Below are 14,360 nucleotides of genomic sequence, written 5' to 3'. Positions count from 1 at the left end.
ACCTCCAACATCCCCGACCCCCTCGAACGCCTCCAAGCAATCCGAGAATCCGCCACCGCGGAAAAACACCGCAACTCCACCCCGTCAACCCTCCGCACCGAATCCCGAGTAGAAACCTCCCCCTCCTGGCTCCTCCGCCTAGCCGGCTGGGCCCGCGCGCAGCGCAGCTTCGAAGCAGCCGAAACCGTCCCGCTGGTCAACACCACCATCAGCAACGTCCCCCCGGTAGCCACCGCCCTCGAATTCTGCGGCCGGCCCGTTGCCCGAATCTTCGGCGTACTCCCGACGATGGACGGCGACGGACTGCGTCACCTGATCACCTCACAGGGAGACGAGATCGTCATCTCCTTCAGCACGGACGAGGTGATGATGCCCGATTCAGATGAGTACGCCGCTCACCTGCTGGACTCGTTCCGCGCTCTCATCGCATCGTTCGCCGCCATCCGGCGATAAACCATCTCGCACGAAACAACCAGGCGAGCACCGCCGACATATCGACCATGCTGCCGCGAGAACGGCCCTCACCCTCAACACGCACGAATACTGGCAAATACTGGCATTTACTGGAACCGCTGGATACAGTGCATCCGTGACCCCGTCAGCAGAACAGCTGGAGGCGCAGATCGCGGCGTTGCGAGCCGAAGTCCGACGCGCGGCGGCCACCGGCGATCGCGCCACCGCCCGACAATTGCGCGCCGAGCTGCGGCGAGCCGAGGATTCCTGGGATGCCGTCGTTCTCGGCGCCACGCAGGAGGCGCAACCGGTCGGCTCCACCGTTCCCGTGCGCGAACACGTGCACCGCGCACTCACCCTGCTGTCGGTTCCGGCCGCACCGAAGCTCGTCTTGGCCGTGCACACCGGGTTCTTCTCCGGCGAGCTGGTGCCCGCGCGGTTGACCAGCCTGCGCCGCGATGAGGAACGCTCCTTCCGCGCCGCGCCATACTCCCGCCCGTACTACATCTGCTCGGCCCTGACCACCGACCTCCTGGCCCCCGCACGAGGGCTGCTCGCGGTGAGCACCTGGCCGCTGGCCAAGCGCATGGTCGGGCCGCTCAGCCCGCGCGTCGATCTGCTCACCGCGGCGATCCGGCTTGCCGAACACGTTGCCGCGCAGCAGCACACCGAACCGTCGGGACAGCGGGTGCTCTGGCAGATCTCCACGTCGATTCCGGGAATCAGCGGCGCCCCGGACCGCCTCGACCCCGCAACCGTCATCGAGGCGGCCCGCGGTGAACTGGCGGTTCACGTCGACGAAGACACTCGTCATCGTGCCGCGGCCGCCGAGCGCGCGGCCCGTCAGCTCGACGACCCGGCCTCGCAGCTCTTCGGCGCGCGGCTCGGCGTCGCCGCCCGTCGAAGCGAGGCCGGATGACCACTCTCACAGCGAAGCTCGACCAACTGCGCGGTGCCGCGCCGACGACCCGGCACAATGCCCGCACCATCGCGGCGCTGACCGCGAATCCCGGCTGCGCACGCCGCGCGCTGCTCGACGCCGCCGCCGTCGACAAGGCCGCGATCGCGCAGGCCCTCGGCCATCCACCGCAGTTCGGTCAGTCGCAGTTCGCCATCACCCGCGGCAATGCCTTCGAGGCGATGGTCAAGGCCAACGGTTGCGCCGAACTGCTCGCCCTGCTGCGGGACAAGCTCGACCTCACGCTGCCCGAGGTGGCCTACCACGATCTCGCGACCGTCGGCGACAACGCCGGCAACGCGGTCCGCTACCAGCGCACTCGTCAGCTGCTCGCCGACGCCATCCGGTCCGGGACGGGCACGTTGTTCGACCATCCGATGCTGCGCCTGGACATCGCCGGCGTCCCCGCCTACCTCGAACCCGACGTCGTTGCGCTCCAGATCGAGGGCCAGTTCCATGTCGTGGAGATCAAGTCCTTCCCCGTCGTGGACGGCCGCGCCGATCCCGTCCAGGTCGCCTCCGCGGCCCGGCAGTCCGCGGTCTACGTGCTGGCACTGCGCGAGCTGATGACGGCCATCGGGGAGTCACCAAGCCTGGTCGCCGACACCGCGATCCTGGTGTGCACCAAGGACTTCAGCAACCGTCCCACCGCCGAAAAGGTGGACCTGCGCAAACAGCTCGCCGTCATCTCCCGCCAGCTCTCCCGGCTCACCGCCATCACCTCCCTCACCGACACGCTGCCGCCGGATGCCACGTTCGAGCCCGGTGAGCGCCTCGAGAGCACCCTGTCCGCCATTCCGGCCCGCTACGCGCCCGAATGCATGTCTACCTGCGATCTGGCGTTCGCGTGCCGCGCCGAGGCGCGGGTGGGAGGCTCGGTCGATGTCCTCGGCCGTGGCGTCTGCGATGACGTCGGCGGCATCGATCAGATGGACACGGTCCTCGGTCTCGCTGACGGAACCCTCACACCGGGACCCGAGCACGCCGATATCGCCGAGAAACTGCGCATCGCGCACCGCCTGCGGCTGGAGATCGCCGGATGAGTGTGCTCACCGCCCTCGCCCGGATCGAGGCCGCGCGGGCGGGACGGGCCCAGCCGATCGCCGCTGTCCGCCACGTCCACCTGTCCGATCGCCCGCTGGTCATGGTGCCGTTGCGGCTGGCCGGAGAGGCTGCCGCACCGCTGGCCGTGCTCACCGGCACCGCACCCGACGATGTCGAGTACCTCATCGTCCCCCAGCCCCGCGACCGCGTGCTGCGCCTGCGCTTCATCGCGCAGCTCGCCGACCGCGTGCTGCCGTATATTTCGTCGTTCGCCGACGAATCCGACTCGTTCGAATTGGTGCCGATCAAGTCCCGCAGCGGAACCGAACAGCAGGCCGACGAGGACGCGCCACAGGAATGGAAGCGCTACAACGACGCACCGCAGCTGCTCGTCCCCAACACCGGCGGCGTCGAATTCCTCCGCCTGCTCGGGCGCGCCGTCCGTTTCCAGCCCGTCGAAGGCCCGAACGCCGTGCCCGAATCGGTGCCGCTGCTGGGCCGCTGGCTCACCTGGTTCGCCGACCGCGCCGAACATCCCGGTTCCAGCGCCCTGTTGCCCCTGACGACGGTGCTCGCCATGCACTGGGCCACCGGCCAATCCGCGCTCGAAGACGCCAATCTCGCCGCCCTGCTCGGCTGGATCGCCCCACCCGAGGGCCTCACCGGACCACAGGCCGCCGCCCGCGCCGAGGACCCACTCCAATTCCCTCCCGCGGGCCCCGCCACCGATCCCGGCTTCGACAACGAGGAGCTGGCCCCACTGATCGCCGCCTACGACAAGGCCGCCGGCGACGAAGCGAAAACCGTTGCCGTGCACCGCCTCGAAAGTGCGCTGCGTGCCCAACTCGAGCCAACCTGGCAGCTGATGTGGCAGGGTATCGACCTGCTCCGCGAGCTTCCCGAGGGCGCGAGCGTCGCCCGCCGCTGGCTCAACGACCGCTCCGCCTTCTCCCGATTTGCCGCCGACATCCCCGAAGGCTTCCCGCAGGCCCGCCGCGATTCCGCTGTCCCGGCCGTGCGCCGCCTACTCGACCGCGAACGCGCCCTCGACGTCTTCGAAGCCGAACGGGCCTTCGACGACCCGCGCGTCATGATCGAACGCCGCCTCGCCGGCGAAGCCTTCCGCGGCGAGGTGGTCGACAGCGAGCCTGACCGCATCGACACCAGCGGTTCCCGCCGCAAACTGCGCCCGCACATCCGGGTCCGAACCGACGACCCGTTTCGCCCGTCTCTCGACGAAACGCTATTCAGCGTCGACCGGGTGAAGCAGAAGGGCAAGGTCGTAGCCATCGAGGACGATGGCTTCGTACTCGAACTCGAAGGCGGCATGGGCCGAGCCCTCACCGCACCACCCGGTTCCGTCCCCGAAGTCGGCGAAGTCGCGAGTTTCGCCCGCTTCTCTCCCGCGAGCTTCAACGCACCGGCCAAACTGCCTGCGCGCGAAGAAACTCCGTGGACGCACGGTGGGCCGCCGCCAGAGTACGTGCCGATTGCCGACGAGCCCGCCGAGGAGTGGTCATGAGGTGGTTCGCCGCGTTGACGCTCGCCGCCGGCAACAAGCACTGCCCAGTGACGCCATTGTTCTGTGTCGGCTCTCCGATTCCCCAGCCCGGATCGTCGTCGCCCGCAGCTCACCGTCGGAGGCCCTAGCATGACCACCCCTGACCAGGTAGTCACCAACATCCTCGACGACCTGCGCGACCCACCTCACCGCGCCCTCGTCGTCGATTCCCCACCCGGCGCGGGCAAATCCACCCTCGTCGTCCGCGCCGCCCGCCAACTCGCCGAAGACGACGCCCAAAAGATGATCGTCGCCCAAACCAACGAGCAGGTCGACGACCTCATCGACCGCCTCGCCACCGCCGATCCGGCCCTGCGCATCGGCCGCCTCTCCGCCGCCAACTACACCGAATCCGAACGCGTCCAACGCCCCAACGTCCGCATCGCCCAGAAGCACACCGACCTCACCGACCGCGCCATCGTCATCGGCACCGCAGCCAAATGGGCCACCATCGACGATGGCACCTGGTCCTGGGCCATCGTCGACGAGGCCTACCAGATGCGCTCCGACATGCTGCTACGCATCGCCAACCGCTTCGACCGCGCACTATTCGTGGGCGACCCCGGCCAACTCGACCCCTTCGCCACGGTCGACGTCGACCGCTGGGCAGGCCTGTCCTGGGATCCCACCATGAGCGCCGTCAGCGTCATGCTCGCCAACAACCCGGACCTCCCCGAACCCCACCGCCTCCCCGTCTCCTGGCGCCTGCCTGCCGCCGCGGCCTCCGTCGTCTCGGCCGCCTTCTACCCGTTCACCCCGTTCCGCGCCGGCACCGAGCCCGAGCAACGCCGCCTCGAATACGCGACCCGCGGGCTCCGTGGCTCACTGGACGAGGCACTGGACATGGCCGCCGAAACCGGCTGGGCCTGGTACGAACTCCCCGCCCGGCACACGCTGCGCACCGACCGCGAAGCGGTAGCCGCCATCACCGCCTTGACCTGCCGTCTCCTGGAACGCGGCGCAACCGCCCACTCCGAACAGGGCACTCACGCGGTCACCACCGAACGCATCGCCATCGGCACCGCCCACCGCGACCAAGCCGATGCCATCCGATCCGCCCTGCGCGGCACGCCCGGCGAACCGATCACCGTCGACACCGCCAACCGACTCCAAGGCCGCGAATACGACGTGACGGTCGTCCTGCACCCCCTCTCCGGCCGCCGCGACGCCAGCGCCTTCCACCTCGAGGCCGGCCGGTTGTGCGTACTTACGTCCCGGCACCGTCACGCGTGCATCGTCGTGGGGCGGGCCGGGATTCCCGAACTGCTGGATGCGCACCCGTCGGCGGAGCCGGTGCACCTGGGTGTGCCGGTGAAATTCCCGGATGGGTGGGAGGCGAATCAGTCGGTGTTGAGTCACCTTGCCGAGCACCGGGTTTCCGCAGCAGCTGTTCATTGATCAACCCACTGAATTCATAGACCTCGCCCGCTTTCGCCACAGACAGATCGAGGAACACATGGACCTGGACACCGCCCTTGCCTCATTCGACCGCACCACGGTCGCCGAGCGAATTGCCGAGGGAGAGCAGCAACGCAAGCAGATTGTCGAGCATTTTCCGCTCGAGCAATGGCCGACCATGCGCCTCGAACAGTACGCATTGGGCATCGACCGGACGGGAGAACCGACGTACTGCCGAATGCTCGAGTTCATCGCAACGGAATACGGCAGCCTGGGCGGCGGCAGCGCCGGAAAGCACATTATCTACCGACACAAGTCCGGGGAATGGCGATTGGCTGCGCAACTGGCCGGATTAGGCGTGAACGAGGCATGGGAACGCCTTCGCGGCGAGTTCGTCGCAGCCTTCGACGCGGCCGAACGGCAAGCCTTCGACGACATCGATGACCTCGATGTGCTCACCTCCGGCCAAGCCCTGGTTACGAAATCGCTGGCGGCCTATTACCCCCAGCATTTTCTGCCGATCTACTCCAGGCCACACCTGCGCGCCTTCATTTCCCTGCTGGGTGGCACGCCGGAACGGAACGCAACGGCGTGGCGGGCCAACAGGCATCTGTCTGTGCTCGTCAAGGACCATCCCGGGTTGAGCGAACTGACGTCCCGTGAAGTGGCGCGGTTCCTCTACACCTACTTCGACCCTCGCCCGAAGAGCCGAGTGGTATGGAAGATCGCACCGGGCGAGAATGCCCGGCACTGGCCGGATTGCCTGGCCCAGAACTACATTCGCGTCGGATGGGACGAAGTCGGCGATCTCGCCCAATACACCAGCGATACCGAACTCAAACACGCGATCGACAACTACTGGTCCGATCGTCCCGGCGGCAACTTGGTGAAAGCCCGGAACCTCCTCGCTTTCCGCGACCTCGAGCCCGGTGATCGCATTGTGGCCAACCGCGGCAAGACCCACGTGCTGGCCGTCGGGACCGTTTCCGGCGGTTACTACTACAACGAGGACCTCCCCGAATATCGGCATATCGTCCCGGTCGACTGGGACACCTCGCTCAGCCAGGACCTTGCGGAACCCCAGAACGCTTGGGTGCCGACCTTCGCCAAGGTCCCCGAGAAGCTGTTCGCCCAGCTCACCGACCGTTCGGCCAATGATGGTGGAGGACACGATCCGGCTCCGGTCGACCTACCGACCGAGATCATCCGCGTCCAGGAGGCATTGGCCAGGAAAGGCCAGGTCATCCTGTACGGCCCGCCCGGCACCGGCAAGACCCGCCTCGCCTTGCAGTCCGCGCTCGCCATGAACGGCGGAGCCGCAGCCATCGGTACGGCCGGGCAGGAGTCCGCGATTGGAAACATGCTGCGTTCGGGTCGAGTGCAGTTGGTGACGTTCCATCCCTCGTACGGCTACGAGGACTTCGTCGAAGGCTACAAACCGGTCGACGACCCGGCCGCCCACGGCCTGCGGCTCGAACTCACCAACGGTCTGTTCCACAACCTGTGCACCGCCGCGGCGGCCGCTCCTGACGAGACGTTCCTGCTGATCATCGATGAGATCAACCGCGGCGACCTACCCCGCATCTTCGGCGAACTCATCACCCTCCTCGAATCCGACAAACGCGGAATCGAGGTGCGCCTGCCGATCAGTAAGCGAAGCTTCTCGGTGCCGAAGAACCTGCGCATCATCGGCACGATGAACACCGCCGACCGCAGTGTCAGCCATCTCGATGCCGCCATCCGCCGGCGCTTCGCCTTCGTCGATATCGGCCCCGACCCCGATATCGTCTCCGGTTCCGTCGGTCCGCTCGACCTCACCACCTTCTTGACGTCGCTGAACACCCGCGTCGCCGCCTGCCTCGACCCCGATCATCAGATCGGCCACGCCTACCTACTGACCGACAGCGAACCCGTCGCCACCGACGAAGAACTCGCCGCGGCCTTCTACCACGACATCGTCCCGCTGCTCGAGGACTACTGCGTCGGCCGAGTAGAGCTGCTGCGGGAACTGCTGGGCAACCTCGTCGATCAGAACACCGGCAGGCCCGCACAGATCGCCGTAGCCGACCTGGCCGCGGAACTGGCTGCCGAGTTCACTGTGGCCACCAGCCGCAATGTCGATGCCTGACCGCACCGAAATCCGTGTCGCCGAGTACGAATCGGTGTCGCTGGCTCTCGACCAACTCAGCGACACCGATCTCGACCGGCTCCGCGCCCTGCACACCTGCCGCCGCTGCACCATCACCTCCGACCGCACCGGCTGGACCTTCACCGCAGGCGCCACAGTCGGTGTGCTCGCCCTCGACCGCATCCGTCTCATCATCACCCCGAAGGTGGCCTTCACCGGCGACTCCCTACTGCGCTGGCTCTGCTACGCCACCGCCACCCCGGTTCCCCACGACGCTACCCTCCGCAACTGGCAAACCCACCGCCACGGCCTCCCCGACCTCGTCGCAGCAGCCCTGCTCGCCGAATGCCAAACCCTGCTCCGCGACGGCCTACGCCGCGATTACGTCCGCCACGACGTCATCGAACCGGTCCTCCGCGGCCGCCTCGACATCGTCGCCCAAGCCACCAAGCGCTACGGCATGCTCGACCAACTCCACAGCCGCACCTTCGACCGAGCCATCGACATCTGGGAGAACCAACTCTGTGGCCTGGCCCTGCGAGCAGCCCGCACCGTGGTCGCCGACCCCCACCTGGCCCGCCAATTAGCCCAGACCGCAATCGAATTCCCCACCACCAGCGCCGCGACTCGTGTCCTGCGAACTCTCGACCGCACCACCTACACCCGCCTGAACCGCCGCTACCGCACCGCCCACCTCTGGTCCGGCCTGATCCTGCGCGGCGGCGGCGTCACCGACCTCCTGGTGAACACCGGATCGAACGCCGAAAGCCTCCTGCTGGACATGCCCGTCCTATGGGAAGCAATAGTCCGCCGCCTGATCCACGACGCCGCCCCCGCCGGCGTGGACATCGTCCCCTCCACCGGCACCTCAGCAATCACCGTCCACGGCGACCTCTCCCCCCGCCCACCATTCCGCCCAGATGTCCTGCTGCAGCGCACCAGCGGCACCCAAACACCCGAGCTGTACCCGATCGATGCGAAGTACAAGACCTACGCCGACCACACCGTGAGCACGGCCGACATCCACCAACTACTCACTTACACAGCCGGTTACGCCCCACCAGCCGCGCCGGTGGCAGCCATCGTGCATCCCGATCCGACCGCGACATCGCAGCGCACAGTCCGCATCACCGGCAACCGACGCCATTTGGGCACCGTGCACATACACGGCGTCGACACCGCCGCCTCCCCTGCCCGAGCTGCCGATGGAATCCGCGCGGCATTGTTCACGTGACCAGGTGGCTCATCTTGGCGCTCGTTCGCAGCCGCGAAGGCCCAAGCCGATACGACCGGGTGATATCGCGACGCCCGGGAACTCTTCGCTCCCCCACCTCGTCTCAGGACTCACTGCGATCTTCAGCGGCGTCGACAACTGGTGGTTTCTTTGCGTCGGGATCTATCCACGCCACGATGCCGGCACCGCCGCGGGCAAGCTGGCGACGGCCCGAGGTCGCCAGCGCCGCCGCTTTTGCTTTCGCCGCGATCATTGCCTCGGCAATCGTCGCGTGGTCACGACCCTCCCAGGTGGCCAGCTGCAGGTTTCGGGCCTGAACGAACTGGTCGAGCATCGACTCCAGTTCCTGGCGGTGCTTGGTCAACGCCCGGGAGACGAGCTTGTGATGTGCCTCGGAAGTCTTCAGCACCGCGTGTGTGGTCAGCAGCTCGCGCAGGCCGACTACCAGGTCGACGTCGGCACGATACTGCTCACGCAGAATATTCCGGGCACTGGCGATGGTCTGCTCGAAGTGTTCCGGCTCGGTGACTCGCACCTGCTCGAGCCGCAGCCGCTGCCACAGGAACAACGATTTCTGTGCGACGACCAGCAGTTGCAGCGTTTCCCCGAGCCGATTCTTACGGACCATCGCCTCGAGCTGCTCGGCACGCTTGCCGGGCCCGAGGCGACTGTCGAGGGTCTCGGCCTGCTTGCTCGCATGCATCCGCAACCGCTCCACGCCGACCTCCAGATCCGGTCCGAGGCCGGCGAGGGAGGACCAGTCGGTCGCGGTCAGCGCATCGCCGTCGGCCATCGCCCGAGCCTTCCGAGCCAGTACCCGATGATGGCCGTATATGTCGCCGAGCCGTTCGGCTGCTGCCAGCCGCAATACCTCGTCTACCTTGTCCTCGATCACGTCGAGATGCTCGTGAATCTGGTCGAACTGCGCGGAGATCGCTGCTTCCAGCGCCATCAGAGCCGCCATTTGCGGTGCGATGGCGGCAGCACCGGGTGCTGGGATCCTCGCATTCGAGCGGATCGTGCCGTTGCTATCACGCACCATCCGGTGATAGGTCACCGTAGTGCCCCGTGCACGACGGGCCGACTCGACCACGCTGGTCCCGACCATGTATGCCGAACCAACCGCACGAGCGCCGAACAACCGCGGCGCGAGCGTCGTCACCGTCACGCCGGACTCAGCAGCCACCACCGGCAGCGAGAAACCCTCCTGTCGGGTGAACTCGGCAATCGCTTCCTCGGCCCCGACCAGTGCCGTACCGAATTCGTCCTCGATGACCACGAGATCCGCCGTTTGCCCCCCGGGGCCACCGTCGGTTGTCATCGGAGCCCGCTCTTCATCCATGCTCGGCCCTTCCTGGAGCCCACAGCCGACAGCCGGGGACATCGTTCGTAGTCTCGATCAGCATTGTGCCGCAAGCCTCCGACACCTGGCGGCTATCGCAACCTGGCCGATCACCTGTGTACGCACTTGTATCGACCTGACCATGCTGCCCGCGTCCGGCAGGGGTCCCCGACGTTTCCGGCGACGAACACAGCAAGTTCTCAGCACAAGACCTGCCGGGCGGAATACCATGAGCTACCACACAATCGAATCGAGGTGGGCACGTGGTAGATCCCGTTTCACTCGGCACCGCGGCAGCGATTCTGCTTGCCACCAAGTACGGCGAGGGACTGGCGCAGAGCGCCGCCGCCGGCTCCTGGTCCGCGATCGACCGGCTGCGTCAGCGAATAGCCGCCAAGTTCCGGGATGACGAACCGACCAGCGCGGCCATCGCACGACTGGCCAGCGAGCCGACCGACGCCGACAGGGAAATCGTCGCCGCACGGATCGAGGCCGCAAGCGTCGACGATGACGAATTCCGTTCGGAGGTCGACGAGCTCGTTGCGCTCGCTCGCGAGGACCGGAAGGTGGCCGACTTCATCTCGAACGCCTATGACAACGCGAAGGTCCTCAATATGCGGGACAATCGCGGCTCCATCTCGTTCTGACGAACGCCGTGTTCAGGTTCAAGGCTGTTGCGAGAGGCAACTCCAAGCAGATAAACATCTTCGGCGACAATCGTGGCGAGATCGACGCTACGACGATCAATCTGCTGTACGGATACGTCCAACCCAAGAATATTGCAATTATGGCGTTGGTCGCGGCCATCATTGCCGGCGGAATTATTTGGGGTATCACCAGACCTTCGGACAGCGTGGATTCACTGGCCGTCGCGTATGGGTCGGCGTCGACCGACGGATGGGGACCTGACCGGATTACCTATAGCAATGGCGAGCGACCCGAATACAGTAAAGCACCGCAAACCCTCAACTCCGTCACCGATAACCCCATGCACGGGGACGAGCGCAACTTCTTCCAGATCCGGGAAGCCGGTGGCAATCACCATTGGGGCGATAGCGTCGAACTCCAGCCGGGCCGCGAATACGAGCTCTCGATTTTCTATGCGAACAACACCGCAGACAAAGCTATCGACTTCGTCCGCACCCGGGTGCAACATCCGAGGACGATCAAACACAAGGACGCGAAGGTTCACAAAGCCACCGCGTTTGTCACCGCCGCGCAGACTGTTCCGGCCGAGGTGTGGGACACCGTCGACCTGGTCAACAACACAAACGGCGACATCACGCTGTTGTACAAGGAAGGCTCAGCGCGGGTCACGGGCAACCGCGACCGGACACGTCCGGTCGAACCGTCGGAACTGTTCGGCGCGGGCACATTGGTGGGTGTAGCCGAGCAGCCGGGTACGATTCCGCCCGGCGGCGACGGTTTCGGCACAGTTGTCTTCACACTGAAATCTGTCGCACCTGGTTTCACATTCGAGTCTGCCGTACAACCCGGAACAACAGGAAATGACTTCCGTACGATCATCGAAGCACCACATGGAAGCCAGGTCCGGGTTCGGTTGACCTACTTCAACCACGGTACGACGGTGCAGCGGAAGGTCACCCTGAAGGCGCTGTTCACCGAATCGGTCCAGTTCGTACCACACAGTGCGGTATTGATCAATGCCAACCATCGCAGCGGGGTACAGTTGAAGGACGGTATAGCGAACGGTGGTGTCCAAATCGGCGATTACAGCCCGAAGACCAACGCCGCACTGTACTTCACTGCCTTCGTGTACGGCCCACCATGCTCGCAGATAAGTCTGAAGTCGACCATCGCAACCCCAAATGGCGACAGCTACGACACCGTGCTGGTCAGAATCAGTGGCCAGAATTGTTGACCGATGCTCACGCATCGTTCGGCACGACCGAGCGGCGAACCGGTCTCGCAGAAACACCCTATCCGGTCTTCTGACCCCGCTATGCCGGCCAATTCCTGAACCGTTCGTCGCCCAAAAACGTTGCTGTTCAGGTACTCTGGCGTCACCCGGCAGAGGGCAAAATCCGGAGTATCGGCCGTTGTAACCCGTCCCAGAAAGGATGTGCGTGAGCAGCACCCCGCGTGGCGAGCACACCGACGTCCCCAGACAGGTGCGTCAAGTAGCCCGCTTCCTTCGCAACACCTACATCGAACCCGGGCTGCTCGACCTCAGCGATCTCGATGACAAGCCGGAAGAAGAACGTTCACCCCGAGAGCTTTCCCGGGCGTTGGCCGCGCAGGCTGTCCGCGTCGTCACGGGGTTCGGCCCTGAGCAGGCCGCGCAAACGGTGATCGATGGTGTGGCCGACCAAGGGATCGACGCGCTGGCTGTCGTCGAAGGCCCCGACCCGCACATTTACCTCGTTCAGGCAAAGTGGAGCAAGACCGGACGCGCTCCGAGCGAACGGTCTGCCGTGCAGGAATTGCTACACGGGCTGCGTCTCATCGACGATGAGGATTACACGCCGTTCAATCCCCGTGGCCGGCACCTCGCCGAATACGCTGGGAAAGTAATGACCTCCGAAGCGGTCCCAGTGACCCAGGTGATCGCGCTGATGCGAGCCGACGAGGTCACCCCGGGATTCCGGGATGCCATCGAACACGGGGAGAAGGAATTCAACCGGCATGGTGCGATCCTGGACCACCGGATCATTCTCGCGGCCGAGATCTGGCAATCGGTACGCGATGACCATTCGGCTGATCCCGTTGTACTGCCGGTCGAGCTCTTTCCGTGGTTCAGTATCTCGACCCCGTACGAGTCATATCAGGGCGTTGTCGATGCCGAGCAGGTTGCACAATGGGTGGATGTCGGTTCGCACCTGTACAACTTGAACATTCGTAACCCATTAGGTCGCACGTCGATCAACAACGGTTTGATCGAAACCTTGACGACCGAGCCCTCAGCCTTCTGGTATTTCAACAACGGCATCACGATCCTTTGTGATTCGGTTCAGAAGGCCGGCCAGTCGATGCGAAATCCGTATAGCCGTCCGCTCGGGCTGACCTTGCATAACGCCAGCGTGGTCAACGGAGCCCAAACCGTCCGGTCCATCGCGGAGGCGGTCGCCTGCGAACCTGATGCCGCCACGGCACAAGTCGGTGTCCGCATCATCGTGACCGGCGAAGAGAAGGAATTCGCCAAGAAGACCACTCAGGCCACGAACCGGCAAAATCGCGTTGAGCAGCGCGATTTCATAGCTCTGGAGTCGGTGCAGGCCGAAATCATGGCCGAGCTTCGCGCCGAACTCGGCCTGGAATACGGTGTCCGGCGCGGGGAGCTCGACCCTCCGCCGGAGACCGGCTGTTCGGTCGTGGAGGCGGCGTGCGCATTGGCCTGTGCCCATCCGGACAGCCAGTATGCGGCGCGTATCGCGACCGACCTCGATGTCCTGTGGGAACGCGGCCCGCAGGGCATCCATGACGCCCTGTTCCGCCCACGTCCGAGCGCCTACCTGCTGTGGAACGCGGTCAATGTGCTGCGGGAGGTACGCACCAGCCTGCATGCCTTGCGCTCTCGTTATGAGGGTCGTGCCATCGCACTCGCCGAGCATGGCGTCTACCTGCTCGCGCACCTCGTCTTCCGCAGTCTCGATACCGAGGCGATCAGCGAACCGGACCAGAACCTCACCTGGCTGGCCGGGGCTCGACAGCAAGTCCCGGAAATCGTCGGCCGCCTGCTGCCCGCCGTGGTGACGGCGATCGACGATCTGTACGGCGAACGCTCGCAAATACGCGCTGTCTGCGCCGATGTCGAGCGCAGTCGCGACGTGGTCGCGCGCGTCCTCGCGCCAAGCCCGGATCAGTCGGCGCCATCGGCGGGAAGCAAGTACAAGCGAACCCGCACGACCAAACGCCTGCGGCGCCCGACCGCGGTCTCGGTGTTGATCGACCGGAATGTCCTGCCCGAGGGCGAACCTCTGACGCTGGTCGCCGGCCATCCGTCCGAGGCCGAAGCGATGCGGGACTGGCTTGCCGAGGATCCTCAACGCGGGCGAGCGACGTGGGCTCTGCATCGGTTGAAGCCGATCCTGTGGGCCGTCGACGGCAAACAGTATTCGCCATCTGGCCTGGTCAGCCTGATGTGGGAGTGGGCGGGGTGGGCGAATCGCCCGGTCGCCAACCAGGGCACCCGGCGTTGGGTGACCTCGACCGGCGACACCTTGGCCGATCTGGCCTGGCGCGCGCTCGAGGAGCTCGAAGAGTCCGACTGATCGCCGCACG

At 65.6% G+C, this 14,360-nt stretch carries 12 protein-coding genes; 10 read left to right on the top strand and 2 right to left on the bottom strand.

Annotated features, from left to right (window positions below):
• Window positions 1-9 precede the first annotated feature (9 nt).
• The 5 genes from FEK34_RS30590 to FEK34_RS04615 all read left to right on the top strand — a co-directional run bounded on the left by FEK34_RS30590 (window position 10) and on the right by FEK34_RS04615 (window position 5,414).
• The gene (locus tag FEK34_RS30590; RefSeq protein ID WP_349292412.1) at window positions 10-453 is read left to right on the top strand and encodes a WS/DGAT domain-containing protein; all 444 of its coding nucleotides are present in this window, start codon (window positions 10-12) and stop codon (window positions 451-453) included.
• A gap of 136 nt (window positions 454-589) precedes the next feature.
• Entirely contained in the window at window positions 590-1,372 is a 783-nt protein-coding gene (locus FEK34_RS04630) for a hypothetical protein (RefSeq protein ID WP_138446601.1), read from the top strand.
• A complete protein-coding gene (locus tag FEK34_RS04625) occupies window positions 1,369-2,454 on the top strand; it encodes a hypothetical protein (RefSeq protein ID WP_138446600.1) in 1,086 nt (361 codons plus the stop codon). The genes FEK34_RS04630 and FEK34_RS04625 overlap by 4 nt, the downstream gene beginning before the upstream one ends.
• Window positions 2,451-3,977: a hypothetical protein gene (locus FEK34_RS04620; RefSeq protein ID WP_138446599.1), complete on the top strand. Its 1,527-nt coding sequence runs from the start codon at window positions 2,451-2,453 to the stop codon at window positions 3,975-3,977. The genes FEK34_RS04625 and FEK34_RS04620 overlap by 4 nt, the downstream gene beginning before the upstream one ends.
• Window positions 3,978-4,106: 129 nt before the next feature.
• Window positions 4,107-5,414, top strand: a complete 1,308-nt coding sequence (locus tag FEK34_RS04615; RefSeq protein WP_138446598.1) for an AAA domain-containing protein — start codon at window positions 4,107-4,109, stop codon at window positions 5,412-5,414.
• A gap of 82 nt (window positions 5,415-5,496) precedes the next feature.
• Here FEK34_RS04615 and FEK34_RS30360 read toward each other — a convergent pair whose 3' ends face one another.
• The gene (locus FEK34_RS30360; RefSeq protein WP_212748699.1) at window positions 5,497-5,757 is read right to left on the bottom strand and encodes a hypothetical protein; all 261 of its coding nucleotides are present in this window, start codon (window positions 5,755-5,757) and stop codon (window positions 5,497-5,499) included.
• 15 nt (window positions 5,758-5,772) lie between these two features.
• Between FEK34_RS30360 and FEK34_RS04610 the strand changes: the two genes are divergently transcribed.
• Window positions 5,773-7,542 carry an McrB family protein gene (locus FEK34_RS04610; protein ID WP_212748698.1) on the top strand — a complete coding sequence of 590 codons (1,770 nt, stop codon included), beginning with the start codon at window positions 5,773-5,775 and terminating at the stop codon, window positions 7,540-7,542.
• Window positions 7,529-8,776 carry an McrC family protein gene (locus FEK34_RS04605; RefSeq protein ID WP_212748697.1) on the top strand — a complete coding sequence of 416 codons (1,248 nt, stop codon included), beginning with the start codon at window positions 7,529-7,531 and terminating at the stop codon, window positions 8,774-8,776. The genes FEK34_RS04610 and FEK34_RS04605 overlap by 14 nt, the downstream gene beginning before the upstream one ends.
• A gap of 103 nt (window positions 8,777-8,879) precedes the next feature.
• Here FEK34_RS04605 and FEK34_RS04600 read toward each other — a convergent pair whose 3' ends face one another.
• Window positions 8,880-10,118 carry a hypothetical protein gene (locus FEK34_RS04600; protein WP_249358794.1) on the bottom strand — a complete coding sequence of 413 codons (1,239 nt, stop codon included), beginning with the start codon at window positions 10,116-10,118 and terminating at the stop codon, window positions 8,880-8,882.
• Window positions 10,119-10,381: 263 nt separating this feature from the next.
• On the opposite strand from FEK34_RS04600, the gene FEK34_RS04595 reads away from it, so the two are divergent.
• The 3 genes from FEK34_RS04595 (at window position 10,382) to FEK34_RS04585 (ending at window position 14,350) form a co-directional block, all read left to right on the top strand.
• The gene (locus FEK34_RS04595) at window positions 10,382-10,765 is read left to right on the top strand and encodes a hypothetical protein (RefSeq protein WP_036543466.1); all 384 of its coding nucleotides are present in this window, start codon (window positions 10,382-10,384) and stop codon (window positions 10,763-10,765) included.
• 8 nt (window positions 10,766-10,773) lie between these two features.
• Window positions 10,774-12,000, top strand: coding sequence for a hypothetical protein (locus FEK34_RS04590; RefSeq protein ID WP_138446597.1), 1,227 nt, complete (start codon window positions 10,774-10,776; stop codon window positions 11,998-12,000).
• 205 nt (window positions 12,001-12,205) lie between these two features.
• Window positions 12,206-14,350, top strand: coding sequence for an AIPR family protein (locus FEK34_RS04585; protein WP_138446596.1), 2,145 nt, complete (start codon window positions 12,206-12,208; stop codon window positions 14,348-14,350).
• The last annotated feature ends 10 nt before the right edge of the window (window positions 14,351-14,360 follow it).

Source organism: Nocardia cyriacigeorgica (genome assembly GCF_005863245.1).
GTDB classification, from domain to species: Bacteria; Actinomycetota; Actinomycetes; order Mycobacteriales; family Mycobacteriaceae; genus Nocardia; species Nocardia cyriacigeorgica_C.
The sequence above is the reverse complement of the archived record's forward strand: the minus strand, read 5'-3'. Positions and strand labels throughout refer to the sequence as shown.

What these genes read in the sequence shown, in the direction of transcription:
- FEK34_RS04620 (WP_138446599.1), top strand. Translation starts at nt 2,451, where the DNA reads ATGAGTGTGCTCACCGCCCTCGCCCGGATCGAGGCCGCGCGGGCGGGA.
- FEK34_RS04605 (WP_212748697.1), top strand. Translation starts at nt 7,529, where the DNA reads ATGTCGATGCCTGACCGCACCGAAATCCGTGTCGCCGAGTACGAATCG.
- FEK34_RS04615 (WP_138446598.1), top strand. Translation starts at nt 4,107, where the DNA reads ATGACCACCCCTGACCAGGTAGTCACCAACATCCTCGACGACCTGCGC.
- FEK34_RS04625 (WP_138446600.1), top strand. Translation starts at nt 1,369, where the DNA reads ATGACCACTCTCACAGCGAAGCTCGACCAACTGCGCGGTGCCGCGCCG.
- FEK34_RS04600 (WP_249358794.1), bottom strand. Translation starts at nt 10,118, where the DNA reads ATGGATGAAGAGCGGGCTCCGATGACAACCGACGGTGGCCCCGGGGGG.